Below are 21,512 nucleotides of genomic sequence, written 5' to 3' on the forward strand. Positions count from 1 at the left end.
TAGTCGAAGCCAATACATCAGATTAAAGAGCGCCGTAGATTACAGAACTAATCGCAGCAAGACCACAGATAGTTGTGAAAATCTGTACTGGTGCTGAAGTCTTGTACTTAGCCATTGCTGGAACTTTATGCATAGCAAAGATAGGCAATAGGAATAAGATACCAGCGATCATTGGTGCACCCATGGTTTCGATCATGCCAAGGATACTTGGGTTAACAATAGCTACAACCCATGTTGTCAACACGATGAAAATCAGTGACATTTTTTCAATTTTGCTAACAGAACTATTAGAGCGAGACTTAATCAAACCAACTAGACCTTCATGAGCACCTAGGAAGTGACCAAAGTAGCTTGATGTGATTGCCGCGAAAGCAACGAGAGGACCCATATAAGAAATCATTGGAGACTCGTGGATGTTCGCTAAGTAAGAAAGAACAGATATGTTTTGTTCTTTTGCTAAAGCTAATTGCTCTGGTGATAGAGAAAGAACCACTGAGAACACGAAGAACATCACAAAGCCCATCAGCATCATTGCAGCACCACCAGTGATCATGTCAGTTTTTTTCGCTGCATTGTCACCGTATTGCAGACGTTGTTCTTTAGAGAACTGACTGATAATTGGACTGTGGTTGAAAGAAAACACGATGATTGGAATTGCTAACCAAACAATAGTTGGCATTGCAGACCAGTCAGGTGTGACTTCGATCATTGAAGTGTTCCATTCTGGAATCAGGTAGAACGATAGTGCTAATAAAATCAACACCAATGGATAGACCATGGCTGATGTTGCTTTTAGCATCAACTCTTTACCAAATACTACGCCTGCAGTCATAGCAGCAATCAGCGCACCAGACAGCAGCCAACGAGGAATCGATTCCATGCCGACTTGGTTTACAAGGAAAGAATCCACAGTGTTGGTGATGCCCACACCATAGATAAGAACAATAGGGTAGATGGCGAAAAAGTAAGCGAAAGTGATAAGATTTGCGCCAGTTTTACCAAAATGTTCTTCTACTGTATCTGTGATATCTGCATCAACACTTTTTGCAGAAAGGACGAAGCGTGCTAGACCTTTATGCGCAAACCAAGTCATTGGTGCAGCAATTAGGGCTAAGATAACTAATGGCCAAAAACCACCAGCGCCAGCTTTAATTGGAAGGAAGAGTACACCAGCACCAACTGCTGTACCAAAGAGGGAAAGACACCAAGTGAAATCTTTGTAAGTCCACTTGCTAGACGATTGTGCGGCAGAAGTTGCCGTGGTTGTGTTATTCATTTTGTGTTACTCATTTTTGGGAACAGGAAATAAGTCGCGGGCATTTTGCATAATTTTCTCATAAGAAAAATAGATCTAAATCATGTAACGCTCTAGCTTATTGAATGATACATCAAAAACCAATTTTTGATCACGAAAATAGCGTGCTACATGTGAGGATTGTTAATGGGATGGATTAGTAAAAGTTATTGAAAATGATGTTTGATTAACATTTTCTCACGCTAGGAGATTGCTACTATGCCAATCGGTAAAGAAAATGTGATTGTTTGGATAAACTAATGAGTGAGATTAAGTGGGTGAAATGATATGAGTCTGTAACGCCTGAATAATTTGCGCGGTCATACCCCATATGAAATGTTGTTTATATGGGATGGCAAACACACGATGTGCTTGGTTTTTTACTTGAAACAGTCCACTGTATAATTTTGTACGGTCAAATAGATAATTAGCTGGTACTTCAAACAGTTCTTCGACCTCATTATCATCCAATTTGGCTTGATAATCTGGTTGGATAAACGCTACGACAGGTGTGACAGAAAATTTGCTGACGGTAACCAGTTCTGGCAAATGTCCCAAAATTTCGATCTGACTAGCTTTTATGCCCGTTTCTTCTTCTGCTTCTCGTATCGCGGTTTGGTATAACGAGTGATCCCATTCTTCATATTTGCCACCCGGGAAACTGATTTGGCCAGGATGATGTTTTAAATGAGCTGCGCGTTTTGTTAACACCACATGTAACCCACCATCACGCTCAACAAAACCAACCAGTACGGATGCGCGTCGTAGAGATGATGAGGAGAGGTGAGCCACTCTTTGTAGTGATTCAGCATGGTATCCCACAGGTCGATTAAGTTGAAAGCTTTGAATGAAATCGATTTTAGTTAGTTTGAACACAATTTCTCCCTTGCAAGCGATAGTAGATAACATGCACCTAAGCATAGTTATTAACACTACAATTAATCATAGGATAAAAGAGTTAGCCTGTTGATAATTTAGAATATCTGTTATTTGAAATTACGTATTTTATAGCTCATGCTTTAATTAGATTAACCCAAGGATATCGCAATGAAAGGAATTATTTTTACTGAATTTATGGAATTAGTGGAAACGAAATTTGGCCTCGAAGTATTAGATGGAGTGCTGGAACGTTCTGAGGATTCGGGGATATATACATCAGTGGGTAGCTATGATCACCGTGCGTTAGTCAAATTAATTATTGAGCTGAGTAAAATGACAGGTGCATCTGCAGAAGAGTTACAACGCGTCTTTGGTGAGTATGTTTTCAAAAATTTATATGCTTCACTTCCATCGAATGGAAGCTTGTTTCAATGTGATACTTGCTTTCAGTTCATTCGTCATGTTGAAGATTATATCCATATTGAGGTAAAAAAACTCTATCCTGAAGCAAAACCACCTAAATTTGAGTTTATGAATGAAAGCCAAACAGAGCTGATTTTCGACTATAAAAGTGCTCGTTGTATGGCGCATGTGTGCTTAGGGCTAATTGAAGGGTGTGCAGATTACTTTAATCAAAGCGTTGTGATCGAAATGCAATCGCAAAATGCTGATAGCAGTCATGTTCGTTTTACTGTGATGTTGAGTTGATGGCATTATGAGCACCGAAGGCCCATTAGAACGTAAATTATTGAGAGAAATTGCTGCTCGCAAAGAAGCTGAAAAGCTGCTTGAGCAGAAAAGTTACGACTTGTATCAATTGAACCAACAGCTTGATTTGGCGCTTAAACAACTCGAGATTAAATCATTGCGTGATTTGCGAAAATTTGAATTTGAGGAGCAGATCGACGAAACCTTGATTTATTTTGGGCGAGCCTTCTTAAGTCAAACGTTGGATGACCCGCTGCTAGCCATGTTCATCAAGCGACTTAGTGAAAGCTCAGTGATTGAATCGACCTATTTGCAATTTTCACATTCAATCTTACCTACTTTAAGTTGTCTTGAACTTGGCAACGATCAGTTAAAAACCATTGATTCTGAGCAGCACGACATTAACTGGCAACAAGATAATCTTTATGTGCCAATTATTGTTGAGCGACAGTATGTCGGTCGATTAATTTTCGAAGTGAAATTCGACAGTGTGGAAAGAGACTTCATTATTAACCAAATGGCGTTAGTGGGTGAATTACTGTGCAGTGCAATTAGTCGGCAACTGATCATGACGCGCCATATAGAATCTCGTAAGCGTGCCGAAGAATCAGAAAAATCGACCAAAGAATTTGTAGCAATGATAAACCATGAATTGCGTACCCCACTTAATGGTTTACTAGGTAGTGCAGAGTTATTAGCCGATACACCATTGAACCGAGAGCAGTGTAATTACTTAGCCAATTTAAAGCATTCAGGCGATATGCTGCGGATCATTATCAATGACTTACTTGATTTTAGTAAAATGAATGCTGGTATGATGCAACTGATCCCAACGCAGTTTCATTGGAATATTTTTGAGCAAGCACTGGTGGGTATATTAATGCCTAAAGCGCAAGAAAAACGACTCTCTTTTGTAATCGAAAAGCAAAGTGATTTTCCACAGTGGTGGGTTGGTGATGTGGAAAGACTTAAGCAGGTTCTGGTCAATTTAATTGGTAATGCAATCAAGTTTACCCACCAAGGTGAGGTACGATTAACGCTTAAATGGGTCAATAAGCACTTAAATATCACTGTCAGTGATACGGGAGTTGGTATTCCAAAGTCGGCTCATGCCAATTTATTTGATCCTTTTATGCAAGCAGATCGTTCAAGTAAACGTAATTTCGAAGGTACTGGGCTAGGACTTGCTATTTGCAAAAGCTTGGTTGAACTGATGGAAGGGGAACTTTGGTTCGAAAGTGAACAAGGTGAAGGAACCCAGTTTTTTATTACATTACCTTTGCAAATCTGCAGTGGCCAAATGTTACTTGAGTCTGTGACGCAAGCGAGTGAGTATGCAATACCGCTAAGTTCTCGATCTATTTTAGTGGTGGATGATATCCGAATGAATCAAATTATCATCAATCAAATGTTAAAAATGCTGAACATTCAACCTGATATTACTACCAACGGGGTTGAGGCTGTAGACGCGGTACAGCGTAATACCTATGACCTGATTTTTATGGATTGTCGAATGCCAGAAATGGATGGATTTGAAGCTACTCAATTGTTACGGGAAAAGGGATATTCTATACCGATTATTGCATTGACGGCAGGAACGACGTTAGAAGAGCGCGAGCGTTGTTTACAATGCGGAATGGACGATATTCTGACTAAACCATACACAGCCAACGATCTTGAACGAATGCTGATCAAATGGCTGTGCTAATGGATGGAATACACCTTAAGTAAGGATGGGTAAGATGCGACTGAGTTTATCCAATGTTTCTTGGTATTCCGCTTCCCATTGGCTATCAGCAACAATGCCACCGCCAGCCCAGACATATAGTTGGTTATTTTCTGCCACGAGAGTACGAATGGTGATGCTTGTATCCATTTGCCCATGGCGACTGATATAACCAATACTACCGCAATAGGCGCTACGGCGATGAGGCTCTAACTCTTCAATAATCTCCATTGCGCGCACTTTAGGTGCGCCAGTGATAGAACCACCGGGGAAACTGGCCCTTAATAAATCAGCCGCTGAATATTGGCTTGCGAGCTCTGCTCTAATGGTGCTAACTAAATGATGAACCGCAGGAAAGCTCTCTATATCAAATAATTTTGGCACATGCACACTTCCAGGCTTTGCGACTCGCCCGACATCATTGCGCAGTAAGTCAACGATCATCAGATTCTCTGCCTGATCTTTCTCTGCACAAGCCAGTTCGCTGGCATTTTCTGCATCTATTTTAGGGTCATGATTGCGGGGACGTGTGCCTTTAATTGGCTTGGTCTCGATGATGCCTTGTTTGACTTGCATAAATCGTTCTGGGGAAACACTAATAATGGCACATTCGGCAAGACGGATGAATGCCGAAAAAGGTGCTGAATTAACCGCCTCCAGCTTTTGGTAAGCATGCCATTCATTGCCTTGGTAAGTTGCTTGAAAACGTTGCGCGAGATTAATTTGATAGCAGTCGCCATCTAATAAATAGCGTTGAATTTGCTCAAACTTACCTTGGTATTGTTGCTCGTTCATATTTGAGCGCCATGGTGAGGTTAGCTCAAAGTTGTCGGTATTTAGTGAAGGTTGGTGGTTTAACCAATGCCAGGCGTTTTCAACATCAACACCAACAACGCAAGCTCTTTGGTTTTGATGATCAACAATGACCGCCCATTGATACAATCCAACCGCCATATCCGGTGCCGATAAATCATGTTCTGCAATGGTCGGAAGTTGTTCAACTCGTCTGCCCAAGTCATAAGCAAAATAGCCTAATGCACCACCAACAAAGGGCAAGTCTTCAGTAATTTCAATATTGGGTAAGTACTGATTCTGCAATTGGCTGATTAGCTTAAAGGGGTCAAGTTGCGAATGATACTGGTATTTTGGCTCACATATTGTAGTGCGATGACCATGAGTTGTCAGTGTAACAATCGGCTGCGCAACTATAATATCAAAGCGGCTATCGATGTGAGATGTTGAACCGGAGCGTAATAGCATTGCCCATGGGAGTTGTTCGATCTTAGAAAACAATTGATGAGCGAGATCGACATGGTAAGTCAGTGATTTGACATTAATCTTATTAATTTCGTTGTTATTCATTTGTGTAATTTGTGACAAAGAGACCGATCACTACATGGCGTGTTGAGGAAAGCAAGAGTATCATAAAAAGCGAATTAAAAGCTGCTACTTGATTGAATCACCTCAATAAGTCGAATTGCGCCACTAGGCATGCTGCTTATTGACTGAGGATCAGGCAACAGTCAAAGGAAGCATAACAATAACGAGGCATGCAATGACGGTAATTCGCAAGCAAGACGTGATCAGCAGTGTCGCTGATGCACTTCAATATATCTCTTACTACCACCCCCTAGATTTTGTTCAAGCCCTAGAAAAAGCTTACCACCGAGAAGAAAGCCAAGCCGCAAAAGATGCGATTGCGCAAATACTGATTAACTCTCGCATGTCAGCTGAGGGGCATCGCCCAATTTGCCAAGATACTGGCATTGTTACCTGTTTTGTTAATATCGGTATGAATGTTCAGTGGGACTCTGACCTTACTGTGCAAGAAATGGTTGATGAAGGTGTGCGTCAGGCTTATACGAACCCGGATAACCCATTGCGTGCTTCTGTTTTGATGGATCCTGCTGGTAAACGTATTAATACAAAAGACAATACGCCAGCGGTTGTTCATATCAATATGGTGCCTGGTGATAAAGTAGATATCCAAATCGCAGCCAAAGGTGGCGGTAGCGAAAATAAAACCAAAATGGTCATGCTCAACCCGTCTGACGACATTGCTGAGTGGGTAGAGAAAACCTTACCGCTGATGGGCGCTGGCTGGTGCCCACCAGGTATGCTTGGGATTGGCATTGGCGGAACCGCAGAAAAAGCGGCTGTATTAGCCAAAGAGTCATTGATGGAACACATCGACATTCAAGAACTGATTGATCGTGGTCCACAAAATGCTGAAGAAGAGTTACGTCTTGATATCTTTAATCGTGTCAACAAATTGGGGATTGGTGCGCAAGGTCTTGGCGGTCTAACCACTGTGGTAGACGTCAAAATTAAAACAGCGCCAACGCATGCCGCTTCAAAACCGGTGTGCATGATCCCGAACTGTGCGGCGACGCGCCATGTTCATTTCACTTTAGATGGCTCCGGCCCTGCTGAGCTTACACCACCGAAGCTAGAAGATTGGCCACAGATCACTTGGGATGCAGGAGCCAGTGCCCGTCGTGTTAATCTTGATAGTGTAACTAAAGAAGATGTTCAAGATTGGAAAACAGGCGAAACATTACTGTTGTCCGGCAAAATCTTAACTGGTCGTGATGCAGCGCATAAGCGCATTCAAACCATGCTGCAAAATGGTGAAGGTTTGCCAAAAGGTGTCGACCTCAAAGGTAAATTCATTTACTACGTAGGGCCAGTTGATGCGGTTGGTAACGAAGTTGTTGGCCCTGCAGGCCCAACAACATCGACACGAATGGATAAATTCACCGACATGATGCTTGATGAAACAGGCATTATGGGCATGATTGGTAAAGCAGAGCGTGGTCCTGCTACCGTTGAATCAATCAAAAATCATAAAGCGGTTTATCTCATGGCCGTTGGCGGCGCTGCATACTTAGTTGCGAAAGCAATTAAGAAAGCACGCGTTGTGGCGTTTGAAGATTTGGGTATGGAAGCGATTTATGAGTTCGATGTTGAGGACATGCCGGTCACGGTTGCTGTCGATTCGCGCGGGGCAAATGCTCACCAAATCGGCCCTGACACATGGAAAGTGAAGATTGCCGAAGCGGAAAGCAAAGCTTAGTCTAAGCGAATAATGATCAGATATAACTGCAGCTTCGGCTGCAGTTATTGTCTTCAACTTAATGAAAATCCGCTAATTATTAGAAACGTCGGGAGGGCACGATGCCTCGATTTATTCAGATTTTACAAATTGCAATAGCCGTTGTCGTCGGTGCCTTTCTTGGTTACGACCTGATTTTACACGGCATCAGCATTTTTAATGAGAAGTACGCAACGATAACTTGCGTACTATGGTTTATTTTAGAAATTGCTTTGTTTGTGATCTACAAACTGATTGAAGAAGACTGAGTTCTACGCTTTCCAAGAGTGGGCCTTTCGAGGTTATATCTTGAATAAGATATAAGCCCAAAGATAAGTATTGTCTTTATGTAGCAACAACTCTTGTTAAGCCTCTGATTTTATTCGGAGGCTTTTTTGTTCATCTCGTATTAAGATAGATGAATGCACAATAGCGCCAGTGAATAAATTGGAGTGGTTGAATGAAGCGAATTCGTCGAGAAGTGTCAGACTTAATCAATCGTGGGCTAGATTCTCATGTCAGAATTGCCGTTACGGGGTTATCACGAGCAGGGAAAACGGCTTTCATTACCTCGTTGGTTAATCAGTTATTGCATACCTCAACTCATGCGAATTTGCCGCTTTTGTCTGTGGCTCGCGACCGGCGTATTGTCGGTGCAAAGCGTGTCCCGCAAACGAATATGATGGTTCCTCGCTTTGCTTATGATGAAGCAATGCAGCAACTGCATAATGATCCACCTCAATGGCCTACGCCAACGCGTGATGTGAGTGAAGTTCGCCTTGCAATCAAATACAAGCCTCAAAAACGCAGCAAAAAATTATTAGGTCATACTTCTACACTTTATCTCGATATTATCGATTATCCCGGTGAGTGGTTGCTTGATTTACCACTGCTTGAAATGACCTTTGAACAATGGTCTGAAAAGCAGTTTTCAGCATTAAAAGATATACGTTCTTCCTTAGCGCAACCTTGGTTAGATGCTTTGTCCGATCTCGATCTCACTCATGAGTCGAATGAACAAAAGCTCGCGATGATAGCGAAGTTTTACACTGATTATTTGCATGAGTGCAAAAATGCGGGACTGCATTGGGTACAACCGGGGCGTTTTGTTTTACCGGGCGAACTTGAAGGAGCACCTGTCCTGCAGTTTTTTCCGTGTCAAAATCCCTACGGTGAAAGAAAGGTAGACAAGCATAGTTATTATTCGATGCTGAAAACACGCTATGAGGAGTATCAAACTAAGGTAGTGAATGCGTTTTATAAACACCATTTTTCAACTTTTGATCGACAAATCGTACTCGTTGATTGTTTGACTCCATTGAATGAAGGCTACGATTCGTTTCTAGATATGCGCAGCGCGTTAGAGCAGATAATGAATAGCTTTCGCTATGGAAGAAATGGGCTGCTTAAGCGACTTTTCGCTCCCAAAATAGATAAAGTGCTATTTGCCGCAACGAAATCAGATCACGTAACACCAGAGCAGCACCCACATTTAGTGTCACTGTTGCAGCAAATGGTTCATCCTGCTTGGCAAAGTGCCGCATTCGAAAATATTGAAATGAGCTGTATCAGCATGGCATCGGTGCAAGCAACTCAAACTGGTTTTATCAATAGCGGTGATACAAATATGCCCGCACTGCAAGGGGTTACTTTAAATGGTGAACCGCTTACCGTATTCCCTGGTGATGTGCCGAAAAAGCTACCGAATAAAGAGTATTGGCAACAACAAGGATTCGAATTTACTCATTTTAGACCTAAGACTTATAGCAGCGATGAGCCGTGTCCTCATATTCGTTTAGATAAAGCATTGGAATATCTAATTGGAGATAAGCTGAAATGAGTGATTTAAAAACCAAGCAAGTATTCGAGCAGCCACTCAGCGCTGAATCTTTAGCATCTGAAGAGCTGACGGTGCAGCAGCAATTTACGAGCAGCGAGGTTTTTGTTCCAGTCGAAGCCAAAGAGTCACAAGAAGAGGCTGAAGCTCAGCTAGAACAAGTGATCAGGCCAAGTAGAGGACGAAAGTGGTTGGCTAGCGGTTTGCTAGTCAGTTTTTCCGGATTAGTCGGATGGCAAGCGATTGATTCGGTGATTACTGCCGTTCAATCGGCAGATTGGTTAGCTCTAGGTTGGTCTGGTTTTATTACTGCCTTGGCATCGATAGGTATCGGTTCTATAACCAAAGAACTTTGGAAATTACGCTCGTTACGTCATCACTTTAGTGTGCAAGAGCAGAGTGAGCAGCTTATTTTGTCAGATAGCGTTGGTCATGGTAAGGCATTTTGCCAAGCAATCGCTAAGCAGGGGGGGATTAAAACAGAAAGCCCCGCTTATGATCGTTGGATTAATAGTGTTAACGCATCACACAGTGATGCCGAAGTACTCGATATGTATGACGCGATGGTGTTGGCAGAGCAAGATAAAAAGGCGACTCGAATCGTTTCTCAATATTCAACGGAAGCGGCAGCATTGGTGGCAATTAGCCCATTGGCTGTGGCCGACATGCTGCTTGTCGCATGGCGTAATTTTAAGATGATTGATCAACTGGCCGCATTGTATGGTGTTGAATTAGGTTATTGGTCGCGTCTTAAGTTATTTAAAGTTGTGTTGATCAATATGGCCGCGGCAGGTGCGAGTGAATTGGTTATTGATGCCAGTATGGATTTAATGTCGATGGATTTGGCAGGCAAACTATCAGCGAGAGCGGGACAAGGGCTTGGAGTTGGTATACTGACTGCACGTTTGGGGCTAAAAGCGATGAGCTTACTAAGACCAATGCCGTGGCATCAAGATAGAAAAGTAAAACTGAGCGCCATTCGCAAGCAGATTGTGGCTAAGGTAGCAACTTTAGTGGTGAAATAGTCAGCACTTATCAATAAAACTGCGTGAATGTGAACAGCAAAACATTAGATGACTTGACGCCTTACAAGGCTTGATAGAAACTACTGTCAACTTTTCCTGACACTTTCAATTAGGATTTTTAAGTGCGTCTTGAAGTCTTTTGTGAAGATAGACTCGGTTTAACCCGAGAACTGCTCGATATTCTCGCCTCAAGAAATATCGATTTACGTGGAATAGAAATTGATGTGAGTGGCATTATTTACCTCAACTGCCCTGATATTGATTTTGATACATTCAGTGAATTGATGGCGGAAATTCGCCGAATTTCTGGCGTGAAGGATGTCCGTAAAATTCAGTTCATGCCGATGGAACGTCATAATACTGAATTACTGTCGCTACTTAATAACGTTCCTGATGCTGTTTTTGCCATTGATCTAAAAGGGTTTGTCGATATGGCAAACTATTCTGCTTTATCTCTATTTAATAAGGCAGAAAAGGAAGTGATTGGCCACCCCATATCAGCACTGCTTCCTGCATTCAATTTTTCTCGATGGATAGAAGGCAATAAAGTTCGTCAGCGTGAAGACATTGTTTTGGATGGTTTGGATTACATGATGGAGATGATGCCCGTCTACATTACGGGTGATTCCAAAGAGTCCACTTTAGCCAGTACCATGATGATGATCCGCTCCAAAAGTGCCTCGACTATTACGGATGATCACTTGCCATTGCATAACAATCTAGGCTTTGAACATTTTGTGGGTATTTCAAATCGTCACAAAGCACTTATTAGCCAAGCGAAAAAACTATCAATGCTCGAACAGCCTTTATTAATTGAAGGAGAGACTGGCACTGGTAAAGAAATGTTAGCGAAAGCGTGCCATAACCGTTCTCATCGTGCGGCATTTCCATTTCTGGTATTAAGCTGTGCTTCAATGCCTGATGATGTGGCTGAAACAGAATTGTTTGGTCATGCACCTGGCTCATTTAACCATCAGCAGGGCCATAAAGGGATATTTGAACAAGCAAATGGCGGTACCGTTTTCCTTGACGAAATTGGTGAAATGAGTCCCCATTTACAGATTAAACTACTTCGTTTTTTACAAGATGGCACTTTCCGCCGCGTAGGGGAAGAACATGAAGTGCATGTTGATGTGCGCGTTATTGCTTCTACACGCTATAAATTGGCTGACTTAGCTGAATCTGGTGCGTTTCGCGAAGATTTGTTCTACCGTCTTAATGTGTTAACGCTACGAATTCCCGCATTGCGAGAACGTTCAAATGATGTCCAACCACTGCTTGAATTGTTCATGGCTAAGCATATCAATAAGATGGGAATGAATAAGCCGGAACTGGCTGAAGATCTTGTAGACCAGTTAGTGCTTTATCAATGGCCTGGCAATATGCGCCAATTAGACAACATGGTATTACGCGCTTTAACGGAAATGCCTGACAATGTCCTTAGCATTGATCTTTTTCATCTTCCACAGCTTGAAACGGTGACGGCAAGTAGTACTAACATCAATATCGACGGTTCACTAGATGACATCATGAAAGAATACGAAGCGCAGATTTTAGAGCGTTTGTATCAGTCGTTCCCCTCAAGTCGAAAATTGGCAAAACGCTTGAATGTCTCTCATACGTCGATTGCCAACAAGTTACGTGATTACGGAATTCGGAAAAATTAATGCACTCTCATAGTACGGTTGCACAAGTGTATGAAGTGGACGAGGACATTGTGCTAAGAACTGCTCAACCCGGCGATGCTGACATGATTGCGAGTTATTTCAATGCGAACAGAGCACATCTTCGTCCTTGGGAGCCGAAAAGGGAAGCGGCATTCTTTGACGTGAATGGTTGGCGTCAAAAGCTGATCAAACTGCATGAGCTGCACAAAATGCAACTTGGCTATTACTTGCTGATTATCGATAAAGTCAATAATGAGATGCTTGGCACCATTTCGTTTAGTAATATGTCGCGTTTCCCATTTCACGCTTGCAATTTAGGGTATTCACTGGCTGAACATGCCCAAGGTAAAGGTATTATGGGGCGTTCACTGCGTATGGCATGTAACTATATGTTTAACGTACAGAATATGCATCGCATCATGGCTGGGTATATGCCATCTAATAAACGCAGTGAAGCGGTTTTAATGAAAATGGGCTTCCAAAAAGAAGGCTATGCAAAAAACTATTTGCTGATAAATGGCAAATGGGAAGACCATAATCTCACCGCTTTGATTAATCCAGATTGGAGAGCAGATTAATGGATCTACGCTTAGGACAACAACTTGAGCTCGTGATGGAGCTAGATCGATTAAAATCGGTTCTAAGGCGTACTCGAGTAAGAAGTGCTGATGGTCGATTAGAAAATAGCGCTGAACACAGCTGGCATGTTGCTCTAATGGCCGTTTTGATGGAAGAACATTCTAACCAACCCGTTGACATAGCAAAAGTTATTAAAATGTTATTGCTGCACGATATTGTTGAAATTGATGCAGGCGATACCTTTGTTTATGATGTTGTAGCCTCGGCAGAGCAAGAAGAAAATGAGTTAAAAGCTGCGCAGCGATTATTTGCTTTATTACCCAAGGAACAAGGTGATGAGCTACTTGCTGTTTGGTTAGAGTTTGAAGCCGCACAATCGGCAGAAGCTCTATTTGCCAAAGCATTAGATCGCATTATCCCCATGTTGCTTAATTTTCATAATCAAGGCCAAAGTTGGCTTGAACATGGCGTAACACGTCAACAAGCATTAACCGTGAATCGTCGTATTGATGACGGCTCACATGCGCTGTGGCAACATGCACAGCAAATGATAGAACAAGCAACCTTAAATGGTTGGTTAAAACCTTAAGGAAATTCAATGTCTTATTTGCCTTTGGACCAATACCAAAGAAAATGGATTTTCACACACAACTCAATGCCAGTTTCAGAGCAAGATTTGGTTCAAATAAAGCCAATGTCTCAGGCTAGATCTGCTCAATTTTGGATTGAAAATATTAGTGCACAAAGCCCTGATTCTGAGCGACTCAGCTCTCAAGATTGGCCTCGTAAAAAAGATAGCTGGATAAGCAATACCAGTTGGATGAGTGAATGGGAAAGTGATAATGAAAGTATGCCGCAGCTCATTTTAGACCATATTGATTGGCAAGATGATGTAACGGTGTACTTTTGTTATGAAAAATACAATGTGATTGAAACCAAGTGGGTCACATTTAAGAAACATTGGAAGAATTTTTTATTCTACGACGATGGCCCTATCTTACTAGGTCGACGTCGTTCACAAGCATTGTGGTTTAATTCAAACGGCCAAGTTAAACTCGGTAATAGAAAATAATAAAAAAAGCAGCCTCGGCTGCTTTTTTGGTGATAAGCATTGTGAGCTATTTCTTGGCTGACAAGGTGCTCCCCATCGAAGCGGTAATGATCATGGTTATTGCTAGCCATTGATTCACATTGAGCTGTTCATGCAAAATCAACAAACCAGCCAGAGCGGCGATTGCAGGCTCTAAACTCATCATGACACTAAAGTGCTGAGTAGACAGCCGATTCAAGGCAACCATTTCAAGACAGTAGGGTAGGGCACTGGATAGTATGGCGACTAACAATGCCATGGGTAATATCGACCAGCTCCAAATAGAGGCCTCGGCTAATGACACACCAATGGGAAAAGCGAATAAGGCCGCAATACTCATGCCAATTGCAACCGTTGCGCCACCCGATCCGACACTACCTGCTCGTTGCCCGAACCAAATGTACAAAGCCCAGCAACCTCCGGCTGCAAGCGCTAACATAACACCAATTGGGTCAAGCGCATCAACATCGGTTAAGTCCGGTAATAAGAAGATAATTCCTAAAATAGCCAATGTAACCCAAATAAAATCGCGTTTCCGTTTTGACGAGAGTAGTGCAATTAGCAGTGGCCCTGAAAACTCAAGTGCAACACCGATGCCTAAAGGAATGCGCTCAATCGCGAAATAGAACATCAACTGCATGCCACCTAAGCTTGCCCCATAAATAAACATCGATCGCCATTGGGTAAGAGAAAGCGTTAAGCGCCACGGACGAAAAATTAACACTAATATCAAAGCAGATAAACCAACCCTCAATGCTATGGTGCCTCCGGGGCCTACAATCGGGAAAAGTTGTTTTGCGAGAGATGCACCAGACTGAATAGTCGTCATCGCTAGAAATAATGACAGTATAGCGAGTAATATAGGGGACTTGATAGGCAAGATGTGCGCTCAACTCAGTATGAGAATGCGGCGATTATGCCCGAAAAATACACCAGTTTATATATTCGGCAATAGATAAATTTGGAGGGAGTTATTTTGTTATACAGCCACCGTGAGAGCTTAGAGCCTCACGGTGAGCTTAATATTATTTTACGTAAAAACGTGGGTTAGCTGTTCCCCAAATGGTATACAACTCAGGGAAAATCAGTTCGGCATTTTCTTCCATTTCAGCAACGGTAATTCGTTCTTGCTTCTGCTTGCCAAACAGAGTGACGTCTTGATTTGGTAGTATCCCTTTTATGTTCGTAACATCAACTAATGTGGTGTTCATCGAGGTTACCCCAATAACTGGAGCTCGCTGTCCGTTAACCAATACATCACTGCGATTCCCCATTTTTCGCGGGTAACCATCAGAGTAACCTACGGGTAAATTAGCTAAGACACTATCTCTCGTCACTCGGTAAGTACTGTCGTATCCTACAGTGCTGCCTTGTGGTAAATGATGAAGTGAGGCAATGCGAGTTTTAAATGAAACAATTGATGGGTATTCAGGGTTCGTAGGTAGATCACCATAAAACACACCGCCAGGACGAACCATATCGAGTTGGGCTTCAGGAACGTTTAGTGCGGTGTATGAGTTAGCAACGTGTAAAATTAGTTCACTACGTTTTAGCTTAGCTTGCTCAATTAACCAAGCTGAATGGGTATTAAAGCTGGCTAATTTGCTACGTATTTCGTCAGCATTGTAGTTTGGAAAGTGGGTCATTATCCCAACAATTTTAATACCGTCTTGGGTTGCGATGTTGACGGCCTCTTGTTTTCCGGCTTCGGTCGACATATCGATGCCGTTGCGTCCCATGCCGCCATCATTTAATGCCAAATGTACTTTCAGAATTTTGCCTTTTTGTTGACTCAATTGAGCCAGCTGCGCAGCCTGAACTTGGCTACCGATAAGCTCTTCAATATCTAATTCTATGCTCTGTGCGATTTCATCTAGGCTAGCAGAACGAACTCGGAGTAACTGGCCTTTAAAACCACTTTCTCGGACAGCTCTTGCTTCTCCATTACTTGTAATCGCAATGCATGGAATCTCTTGAGCAAGAATGGTTGGCATTAAACCTCGTATACCATTCCCATAAGCATCAGCCTTCATCACGGCACATATTTTTGTACCCGCATTGATGTGGTTTTTAAATTGTTCAATATTTTGTTTAAATTGGCCGAGATCGATTTCAAGCCAAGAGTTGGACTGTTGGATGTCTTGAATCGATGGCTGCTGAGTACTTAGGCTTAAAGGTGCAGATGAAATGGTAAAAGAAGGTAAAGCCATAGCAATAGAAAGTGTGAGAAAAGAAGCTTTTAAGTTCATTGAATCTCCTATTATATAGAAACTAGAAAGCCCCAATCTGGGGCTTTCTGTATTGGTAAGGTGCAATTAGTGAAGCTTGAAACGTCCCATCGCATCTTGAAGTGTCACAGATAGTTGGCTGAGTTCTTTACACGCTTGTGCGGTTTGCTCAGAACCTTCCGCCACTTCTTGCGAAGCCACGTGGATATTTTCAATATTTCGACTCAATTCGTCGGCAACAGAATCCTGTTCACTGCACGCACTTGCGATTTGGGTTCCCATATCAGCAATCTGGGCAATCGATTTTTCGATGGAGAGCATTAACTGTTGTGAATGGCTACCTTGAGTCACACAAGTCTCGATACTGGCGCGAGAGTTCTCCGTTGCTTCTTTGGCTTGCTTGGCCATCGATTGTAATTTTTCGATGATGGTCGTAATTTCTCCTGTAGAAGCCTGAGTTCTACCTGCAAGGGTGCGAACCTCATCAGCAACCACCGCGAACCCTCGGCCGGATTCTCCTGCTCGAGCCGCCTCAATGGCAGCATTGAGAGCTAATAAGTTGGTTTGTTCAGCAATATTGCGGATGACATCAAGCACGACATTAATCTGTGTAGACTGCTTCTCAAGCTCTGACACTGTTTCGCCCGTTTGAGTAATAATTGTAGCTACTTGCTGAATAGATTGAACCATATCTGCATTATCTTGAGCACCTTCTTGAGCTTTAGCGTTTGCATCCATGGCTTGTGATGCCGAATCTTCAGTATTACGCGCAACATCACCCACGGCAGCTTTCATTTGTGTCATCGCGGTAGCAACTTGTGTAACTTGATACTGCTGTTCTTTCATGCCTTTCGCTGATAAATCCGATATTTGAGTCATTTCTTCGACGGCACTGCTTAATTGAGTTACTGCTGCGATAATTTCTTCAATTAATTGACGTAGGTTGTTCTGCATTTTTTCGGAAGCGTCGGCAAGATCACCCAACTCGTCGTTTCCAATAGCATCGCGATCTATCTGATTAGCTAAGTTACCCTCTGCGATAGCATTAGCTTGGTCTACAACAATTTTCAGAGGACCACAAATTAGACGAGTCAAAATCAGAGTCATTAAAAACATAAACGTAAAAATCGCAATATTACTGATGATAGAGGTGGTGTTTAAATTCGTTACGGACGCTAAAATAGTATCGCGGTTTTTATCCATCGCTTTTTGTAAAATAGCGATGAGAGAGTCCATCTCTGATTCAATACCTTGAAAACGAGCCAACGAGTTGGCTAATAGTGGGTATGCCGTATCACTATCTGCTGCCATCATTGCGGTATCGAATTTTTCCATCGTCGACGTGTAATCATCCCAACCAGACATCAAACGTCTAAAGGCTTGTTCTTCTTCACCCGGCCAAACGGTTTTGCCATACGCTTCTAAACTCGATTCGATCTCTTTACGAACCTGTTCATTGCGATTAAGAGTTTGTCTTACTTTTGCTGGGTCTTTTAGAAGTAAAACGGAAAATTGGGTACGACGCCAATAAGACATTTTGTCTTTGATGCTATCAACATTCTGCAGCGCAGGAAGGGTATCGTCTGTATAGTTAAGTAATTCATTCTTAACTTTTCCTAGTTCGCTGATAAGGAATAAGCCGAAACCTAAGTTGATAATAGCGATGATGCTAAAAGCCAGTGCAATTTTTTTGCCAATAGAAAAATTTCGTAAGAACATGAATGAGTTACCTTTGATTCGTATTGCCTAAAATCGCCAAAGCGAGCAACATCCATTTTTATGACAATGTGAGCTAAGTCCTGAAAGTCGCGCATGATATCATGCAATTAATAAATAAACGATATTTGTTCTATTAGATTAGTAGATATTTAAAACAATTGTCGTTAATTTTTTGTGGCTAAATACTCAGTAATTGATTGTAAACCTGTGCTGAGGATGAATGTGTAATTTGCAACCTAGCACACATTATTCACAATTGCTTAGCGCGTAACCTTTATTCATTGATCTAAAGCCAAACTTTGCATTGTTCGAATACCACATAATGGGACGCAGTTCGAAATTGGGGCTTCGCTCCAATTTACGTATATAAATCAATACTCAGGAAGAGTTTTATATGGTACGTCCTTACTTAAAATTTATTCTCCCAATCCTTATCCCACTGGCCATTTTAATGCTGCCGGTATCGGCGTTTCCATTTGATGGGTTGACGATCATTCAGCAACGAGTGATTGCCATATTTTTACTTGCCGCACTTTGTTGGGTATTTGAACCTATTCCTATTTATGCCACTTCTGTTGTGGTGATCGTGTTAGAGCTGCTGATGTTATCTGATAAAGGAATATGGTTTTTCCGCCTGGAAGAAGGACAGCCCCATTTCGGAGGTTTGTTGAAATACAATGAAATAATGGCGACCTTTGCCAGCCCTATCATTATGCTGTTTTTAGGCGGTTTTTTTCTGGCTATGGCAGCCACAAAATATCGCTTGGATGTAAACCTTGCCCGCGTACTGCTTAAACCCTTTGGTCATAATCCTAAGTATGTGATGTTAGGTCTGATGCTGATCACCGGTATTTTTTCGATGTTTATGTCCAATACCGCGACCACCGCTATGATGTTATCGATACTAACACCGGTGATAGCTGTATTTGGTCCCAAAGATCCAGGGCGAATTGCTTTTGCTTTATGTATTCCTGTCGCGGCTAATATAGGTGGGATCGGAACCCCGATAGGCACACCGCCTAACGCTATTGCGCTTAAATATCTTGTTGGCGAAAATCTAATCACGTTCGGTGAGTGGATGGCATTTGGTGTACCGTTTGTCATTATTATGATGGCATTAGCGTGGTTTCTAATTGGATCAATGTTCAAGGCTGAGCAGCAACATATTGAATTGACAATTAAAGGAAAATTTCTAAAAACGCCGAAAGCGATTATGGTTTACATCACCTTTGCATTAACCATTGTGCTTTGGCTTATGGGTTCAACTCATGGCATGAATTCTTATACTGTAGCCTTGATACCTGTCGCTATTTTTTCGCTAACGGGCATTATCAATAAAGAAGATTTAAAACGGATTTCCTGGGATGTTTTGTGGTTAGTTTCCGGTGGTATCGCTTTAGGCTTGGCGCTTGATAAAACGGGTTTAGCGCAACTGATGGTTAACAGCATACCATTTGATCAGTTTTCACCTTACGTTGTTTTATTTGGTGCGGCATTCTTGTGTCTGACGATGGCCAACTTCATGTCTCATACTGCAACAGCAAACTTGTTGATGCCGATTATGGCAGCATTAGGGGCTTCTATGGCATCACTGACACCACTTGGTGGAGAGATTACCTTGATTCTTGTTGTTACATTCGCCGCTTCATTGGGAATGTCACTTCCCATTAGCACCCCTCCTAATGCACTAGCCCATGCAACTGGCCATGTACAAAGCAACCAAATGGCCAAAGTCGGCGTTATTCTTGGCATCGTTGGTGTATTGCTTAGTTTCTTGATGGTATGGATTTTACATACCGTTGGTCATATTGGATAAACCTGTTATGGCGGATCAGAAATTTACGGCATTAATTGAGCGCTACTTTCACCACCCGCAGCGAATGGTCAAGCTTCCTGCGGGCAGCGTTGTGATTGAACAAGAAGGTTATAATGATCGACTTTACTATGTATGGTCTGGTGAACTTTCAGGCCACTACTCAGAAAAGGATGAGAGAAAAACCAAAGTGTTTACCGCAAGTGTGGGAGCTTTTATTGGTGTACACAGTTTTTTTTCTGGGACGTGGACAGCATCGTCAACAGTGATGGCCGAAACCGACGTCGAACTTGCGTGGATTGATCGCTCAACAACCGTGCTAGATGAAAAAGAATTTGGTCCTCTTACCGCGCAATTTACGCCTGTTATTGTTAATGAGCTTTCACGCAGACAGCGCCGTGCAACACAGGAGTCTCTAGCTAAAGAAAGAGCGCTAGAAAGACTTCATTCAGCTGAACAAATGACAACTTTAGGGCAGTTAGCCGCGGGCATTGCCCATGAACTTAATAATGCCATTGGTGTAGTCAGTAGTAAGTCTGAACGCTTGGAAATCTTGTTCATGGAGTTACTTGAAGAAGTACATCCTGAAGCCAGCCAGTTTTTTGATTTTGGTTTGCTATATGGCCAAAAAGTATCGTCTAGCGAAGCAAGAAAAAGAGGAGTTCTGTTTGAAAAAAAATATGCTTTGCCCAAAGCCATTGCTCGTGATTTAGCAAAAGCTGTTGCTGACGATTATTTGTCGGCACACTGGCTAAAGAATCCCCATCTCGCTATTCGTTATTGGCAAATGGGGAGAGACTTACATGATTTACGTTTAGCTTCTAAACATACTGTCGGAATCGTTAAGTCTGTTAAACAATTGGGGCGGACAGAAATAACCCAACAAGAAGAGTTCGATATTAACGATACCATTAACAGAGCTCTCGCTTTATTACAAAGTGATTTGCGTCGGGTTAGTGTGCGTATCAGACCTGCATCTCTTCCTATATTTAAAGGTTCACAAACCGAATTAGTACAGATTTGGGTGAACCTTATAAAAAACGCTTGTGATGCAATGCTTGAAACAGATAAGCCAGAAATAGAAATACAGACTAGGTTGAGTAAGCAACGTATATTAATAACGATTGCAAACAATGGGCCAGAAATAGATGAAATAACCAGACGTAAAATATTTCAACCTAGCTTTACAACAAAAAAAGGTGGGTTGTCGTTTGGCTTAGGACTCGGGCTATCAATAGTAAAACGTATTGTTTCCGGTTATGGTGGAAACGTAGCACTGAAAAGTGATAGCGAGCGAACAATATTTAGAATCAAGTTACCAATTGAGGGCGATTATGGAGAAGCTTAATATTATTTGTGTCGACGATCAAAGGGAAGTGCTTAGCGCTATTTTGCAAGATCTTCAGCCGTTGGCAGTCTGGTTAAATATTGAGGACTGTGAGTCAGCACATGAAGTGCTCGACCTTATGGATGAGTTTGATGCACAAGGAGAGTATATCGCTGTATTGATCTCTGACCATGTGATGCCGGGTAAAACCGGCGTAGAACTGCTGACAGAAATTGCTGCAGATTCAAGATTTGCTAAAACTAAAAAAGTATTACTAACAGGGCAGGCAACCCACACTGATACTATTAATGCGATTAATACAGCAGGAATACAGCGCTATTTCGAAAAACCTTGGAATGCTAAAGAGCTTGTTCAAGCTATTCGTACTTTAGTTACGGAGTTTATTTTTGATCAAGGTTTAGATTATACAGAATATCAGAGTGAGCTTGACCAAAATATTGTTTTTGAAAGGTTAAGATAGAAAAATAATGCCCAAATAACTTTAATGGTGGCAATTAAAGTTTTT

The 21,512-nt window shown here is 42.1% G+C and carries 19 protein-coding genes; 13 read left to right on the forward strand and 6 right to left on the reverse strand.

Going from position 1 to position 21,512, the window contains the following annotated elements:
* Positions 1-22 precede the first annotated feature (22 nt).
* Both AACW06_RS09110 and AACW06_RS09115 read right to left on the reverse strand, forming a co-directional pair.
* Positions 23-1,276 carry an aromatic amino acid transport family protein gene (locus tag AACW06_RS09110; protein ID WP_192074821.1) on the reverse strand — a complete coding sequence of 418 codons (1,254 nt, stop codon included), beginning with the start codon at positions 1,274-1,276 and terminating at the stop codon, positions 23-25.
* Between the two features lie 288 nt (positions 1,277-1,564).
* Entirely contained in the window at positions 1,565-2,170 is a 606-nt protein-coding gene (locus AACW06_RS09115) for a CoA pyrophosphatase (protein ID WP_192074822.1), read from the reverse strand.
* Between the two features lie 171 nt (positions 2,171-2,341).
* Here AACW06_RS09115 and AACW06_RS09120 point away from each other — a divergent pair, with 171 nt between their 5' ends.
* Together AACW06_RS09120 and AACW06_RS09125 are read left to right on the forward strand one after the other, a co-directional pair.
* Positions 2,342-2,881: a heme NO-binding domain-containing protein gene (locus AACW06_RS09120; protein ID WP_192074823.1), complete on the forward strand. Its 540-nt coding sequence runs from the start codon at positions 2,342-2,344 to the stop codon at positions 2,879-2,881.
* A 7-nt stretch (positions 2,882-2,888) separates the two neighbouring features.
* Positions 2,889-4,589 carry an ATP-binding protein gene (locus AACW06_RS09125; RefSeq protein ID WP_192074824.1) on the forward strand — a complete coding sequence of 567 codons (1,701 nt, stop codon included), beginning with the start codon at positions 2,889-2,891 and terminating at the stop codon, positions 4,587-4,589.
* Between the two features lie 15 nt (positions 4,590-4,604).
* On the opposite strand, the gene pabB is transcribed toward AACW06_RS09125, so the two are convergent.
* Complete coding sequence (pabB, locus tag AACW06_RS09130; protein ID WP_192074825.1) at positions 4,605-5,987, reverse strand: aminodeoxychorismate synthase component 1; 1,383 nt, start codon at positions 5,985-5,987, stop codon at positions 4,605-4,607.
* Positions 5,988-6,162: 175 nt separating this feature from the next.
* Here pabB and AACW06_RS09135 point away from each other — a divergent pair, with 175 nt between their 5' ends.
* The 8 genes from AACW06_RS09135 to AACW06_RS09170 all read left to right on the forward strand — a co-directional run bounded on the left by AACW06_RS09135 (position 6,163) and on the right by AACW06_RS09170 (position 13,881).
* Entirely contained in the window at positions 6,163-7,683 is a 1,521-nt protein-coding gene (locus AACW06_RS09135; protein WP_192074826.1) for a fumarate hydratase, read from the forward strand.
* Positions 7,684-7,784: 101 nt separating this feature from the next.
* Positions 7,785-7,970 (forward strand): hypothetical protein, encoded by a 186-nt coding sequence (locus AACW06_RS09140; protein ID WP_192074827.1) that lies wholly within the window; start codon positions 7,785-7,787, stop codon positions 7,968-7,970.
* Positions 7,971-8,161: 191 nt separating this feature from the next.
* Complete coding sequence (locus AACW06_RS09145; RefSeq protein ID WP_192074828.1) at positions 8,162-9,541, forward strand: YcjX family protein; 1,380 nt, start codon at positions 8,162-8,164, stop codon at positions 9,539-9,541.
* Positions 9,538-10,563, forward strand: coding sequence for a YcjF family protein (locus AACW06_RS09150; protein WP_192074829.1), 1,026 nt, complete (start codon positions 9,538-9,540; stop codon positions 10,561-10,563). The genes AACW06_RS09145 and AACW06_RS09150 overlap by 4 nt, the downstream gene beginning before the upstream one ends.
* Positions 10,564-10,685: 122 nt before the next feature.
* On the forward strand, positions 10,686-12,230 hold the full coding sequence (gene tyrR / locus AACW06_RS09155) for a transcriptional regulator TyrR (RefSeq protein WP_192074830.1): 1,545 nt from the start codon (positions 10,686-10,688) through the stop codon (positions 12,228-12,230).
* Entirely contained in the window at positions 12,230-12,808 is a 579-nt protein-coding gene (gene rimJ, locus AACW06_RS09160; protein ID WP_192074831.1) for a ribosomal protein S5-alanine N-acetyltransferase, read from the forward strand. The genes tyrR and rimJ overlap by 1 nt, the downstream gene beginning before the upstream one ends.
* The gene (locus AACW06_RS09165; protein WP_192074832.1) at positions 12,808-13,398 is read left to right on the forward strand and encodes an HD domain-containing protein; all 591 of its coding nucleotides are present in this window, start codon (positions 12,808-12,810) and stop codon (positions 13,396-13,398) included. The genes rimJ and AACW06_RS09165 overlap by 1 nt, the downstream gene beginning before the upstream one ends.
* 9 nt (positions 13,399-13,407) lie before the next feature.
* Complete coding sequence (locus tag AACW06_RS09170) at positions 13,408-13,881, forward strand: DUF2947 domain-containing protein (protein ID WP_192074833.1); 474 nt, start codon at positions 13,408-13,410, stop codon at positions 13,879-13,881.
* A 46-nt stretch (positions 13,882-13,927) separates the two neighbouring features.
* Here the strand turns inward: AACW06_RS09170 and AACW06_RS09175 are convergent, their stop codons facing one another.
* The 3 genes from AACW06_RS09175 to AACW06_RS09185 all read right to left on the reverse strand — a co-directional run bounded on the left by AACW06_RS09175 (position 13,928) and on the right by AACW06_RS09185 (position 17,846).
* Entirely contained in the window at positions 13,928-14,779 is an 852-nt protein-coding gene (locus AACW06_RS09175; RefSeq protein WP_192074834.1) for an EamA family transporter, read from the reverse strand.
* A gap of 145 nt (positions 14,780-14,924) precedes the next feature.
* Positions 14,925-16,148: an alanine racemase gene (gene alr / locus AACW06_RS09180; protein WP_192074835.1), complete on the reverse strand. Its 1,224-nt coding sequence runs from the start codon at positions 16,146-16,148 to the stop codon at positions 14,925-14,927.
* Between the two features lie 66 nt (positions 16,149-16,214).
* A complete protein-coding gene (locus tag AACW06_RS09185) occupies positions 16,215-17,846 on the reverse strand; it encodes a methyl-accepting chemotaxis protein (RefSeq protein WP_192074836.1) in 1,632 nt (543 codons plus the stop codon).
* A gap of 394 nt (positions 17,847-18,240) precedes the next feature.
* Between AACW06_RS09185 and AACW06_RS09190 the strand changes: the two genes are divergently transcribed.
* From AACW06_RS09190 to AACW06_RS09200, 3 genes are read left to right on the forward strand one after another with little or no spacing between them, the layout of a single operon-like run.
* A complete protein-coding gene (locus AACW06_RS09190) occupies positions 18,241-19,662 on the forward strand; it encodes an SLC13 family permease (RefSeq protein ID WP_192074837.1) in 1,422 nt (473 codons plus the stop codon).
* A 7-nt stretch (positions 19,663-19,669) separates the two neighbouring features.
* Complete coding sequence (locus tag AACW06_RS09195) at positions 19,670-21,007, forward strand: ATP-binding protein (RefSeq protein ID WP_192074869.1); 1,338 nt, start codon at positions 19,670-19,672, stop codon at positions 21,005-21,007.
* Complete coding sequence (locus AACW06_RS09200) at positions 20,994-21,467, forward strand: response regulator (protein ID WP_192074838.1); 474 nt, start codon at positions 20,994-20,996, stop codon at positions 21,465-21,467. Before AACW06_RS09195 ends, AACW06_RS09200 begins: the two co-directional genes overlap by 14 nt.
* Positions 21,468-21,512: the final 45 nt, after the last annotated feature.

The organism is Vibrio sp. S12_S33, assembly GCF_963889785.1.
In the GTDB taxonomy this organism is placed as follows: domain Bacteria; phylum Pseudomonadota; class Gammaproteobacteria; order Enterobacterales; family Vibrionaceae; genus Vibrio; species Vibrio aestuarianus.

What these genes read in the sequence shown, in the direction of transcription:
- alr (WP_192074835.1), bottom strand. Translation starts at nt 16,148, where the DNA reads ATGAACTTAAAAGCTTCTTTTCTCACACTTTCTATTGCTATGGCTTTA.
- AACW06_RS09165 (WP_192074832.1), top strand. Translation starts at nt 12,808, where the DNA reads ATGGATCTACGCTTAGGACAACAACTTGAGCTCGTGATGGAGCTAGAT.
- AACW06_RS09145 (WP_192074828.1), top strand. Translation starts at nt 8,162, where the DNA reads ATGAAGCGAATTCGTCGAGAAGTGTCAGACTTAATCAATCGTGGGCTA.
- AACW06_RS09200 (WP_192074838.1), top strand. Translation starts at nt 20,994, where the DNA reads ATGGAGAAGCTTAATATTATTTGTGTCGACGATCAAAGGGAAGTGCTT.
- AACW06_RS09150 (WP_192074829.1), top strand. Translation starts at nt 9,538, where the DNA reads ATGAGTGATTTAAAAACCAAGCAAGTATTCGAGCAGCCACTCAGCGCT.
- AACW06_RS09170 (WP_192074833.1), top strand. Translation starts at nt 13,408, where the DNA reads ATGTCTTATTTGCCTTTGGACCAATACCAAAGAAAATGGATTTTCACA.
- AACW06_RS09185 (WP_192074836.1), bottom strand. Translation starts at nt 17,846, where the DNA reads ATGTTCTTACGAAATTTTTCTATTGGCAAAAAAATTGCACTGGCTTTT.
- AACW06_RS09120 (WP_192074823.1), top strand. Translation starts at nt 2,342, where the DNA reads ATGAAAGGAATTATTTTTACTGAATTTATGGAATTAGTGGAAACGAAA.
- AACW06_RS09195 (WP_192074869.1), top strand. Translation starts at nt 19,670, where the DNA reads ATGGCGGATCAGAAATTTACGGCATTAATTGAGCGCTACTTTCACCAC.
- AACW06_RS09110 (WP_192074821.1), bottom strand. Translation starts at nt 1,276, where the DNA reads ATGAATAACACAACCACGGCAACTTCTGCCGCACAATCGTCTAGCAAG.
- AACW06_RS09135 (WP_192074826.1), top strand. Translation starts at nt 6,163, where the DNA reads ATGACGGTAATTCGCAAGCAAGACGTGATCAGCAGTGTCGCTGATGCA.
- AACW06_RS09190 (WP_192074837.1), top strand. Translation starts at nt 18,241, where the DNA reads ATGGTACGTCCTTACTTAAAATTTATTCTCCCAATCCTTATCCCACTG.
- rimJ (WP_192074831.1), top strand. Translation starts at nt 12,230, where the DNA reads ATGCACTCTCATAGTACGGTTGCACAAGTGTATGAAGTGGACGAGGAC.
- AACW06_RS09125 (WP_192074824.1), top strand. Translation starts at nt 2,889, where the DNA reads ATGAGCACCGAAGGCCCATTAGAACGTAAATTATTGAGAGAAATTGCT.
- AACW06_RS09140 (WP_192074827.1), top strand. Translation starts at nt 7,785, where the DNA reads ATGCCTCGATTTATTCAGATTTTACAAATTGCAATAGCCGTTGTCGTC.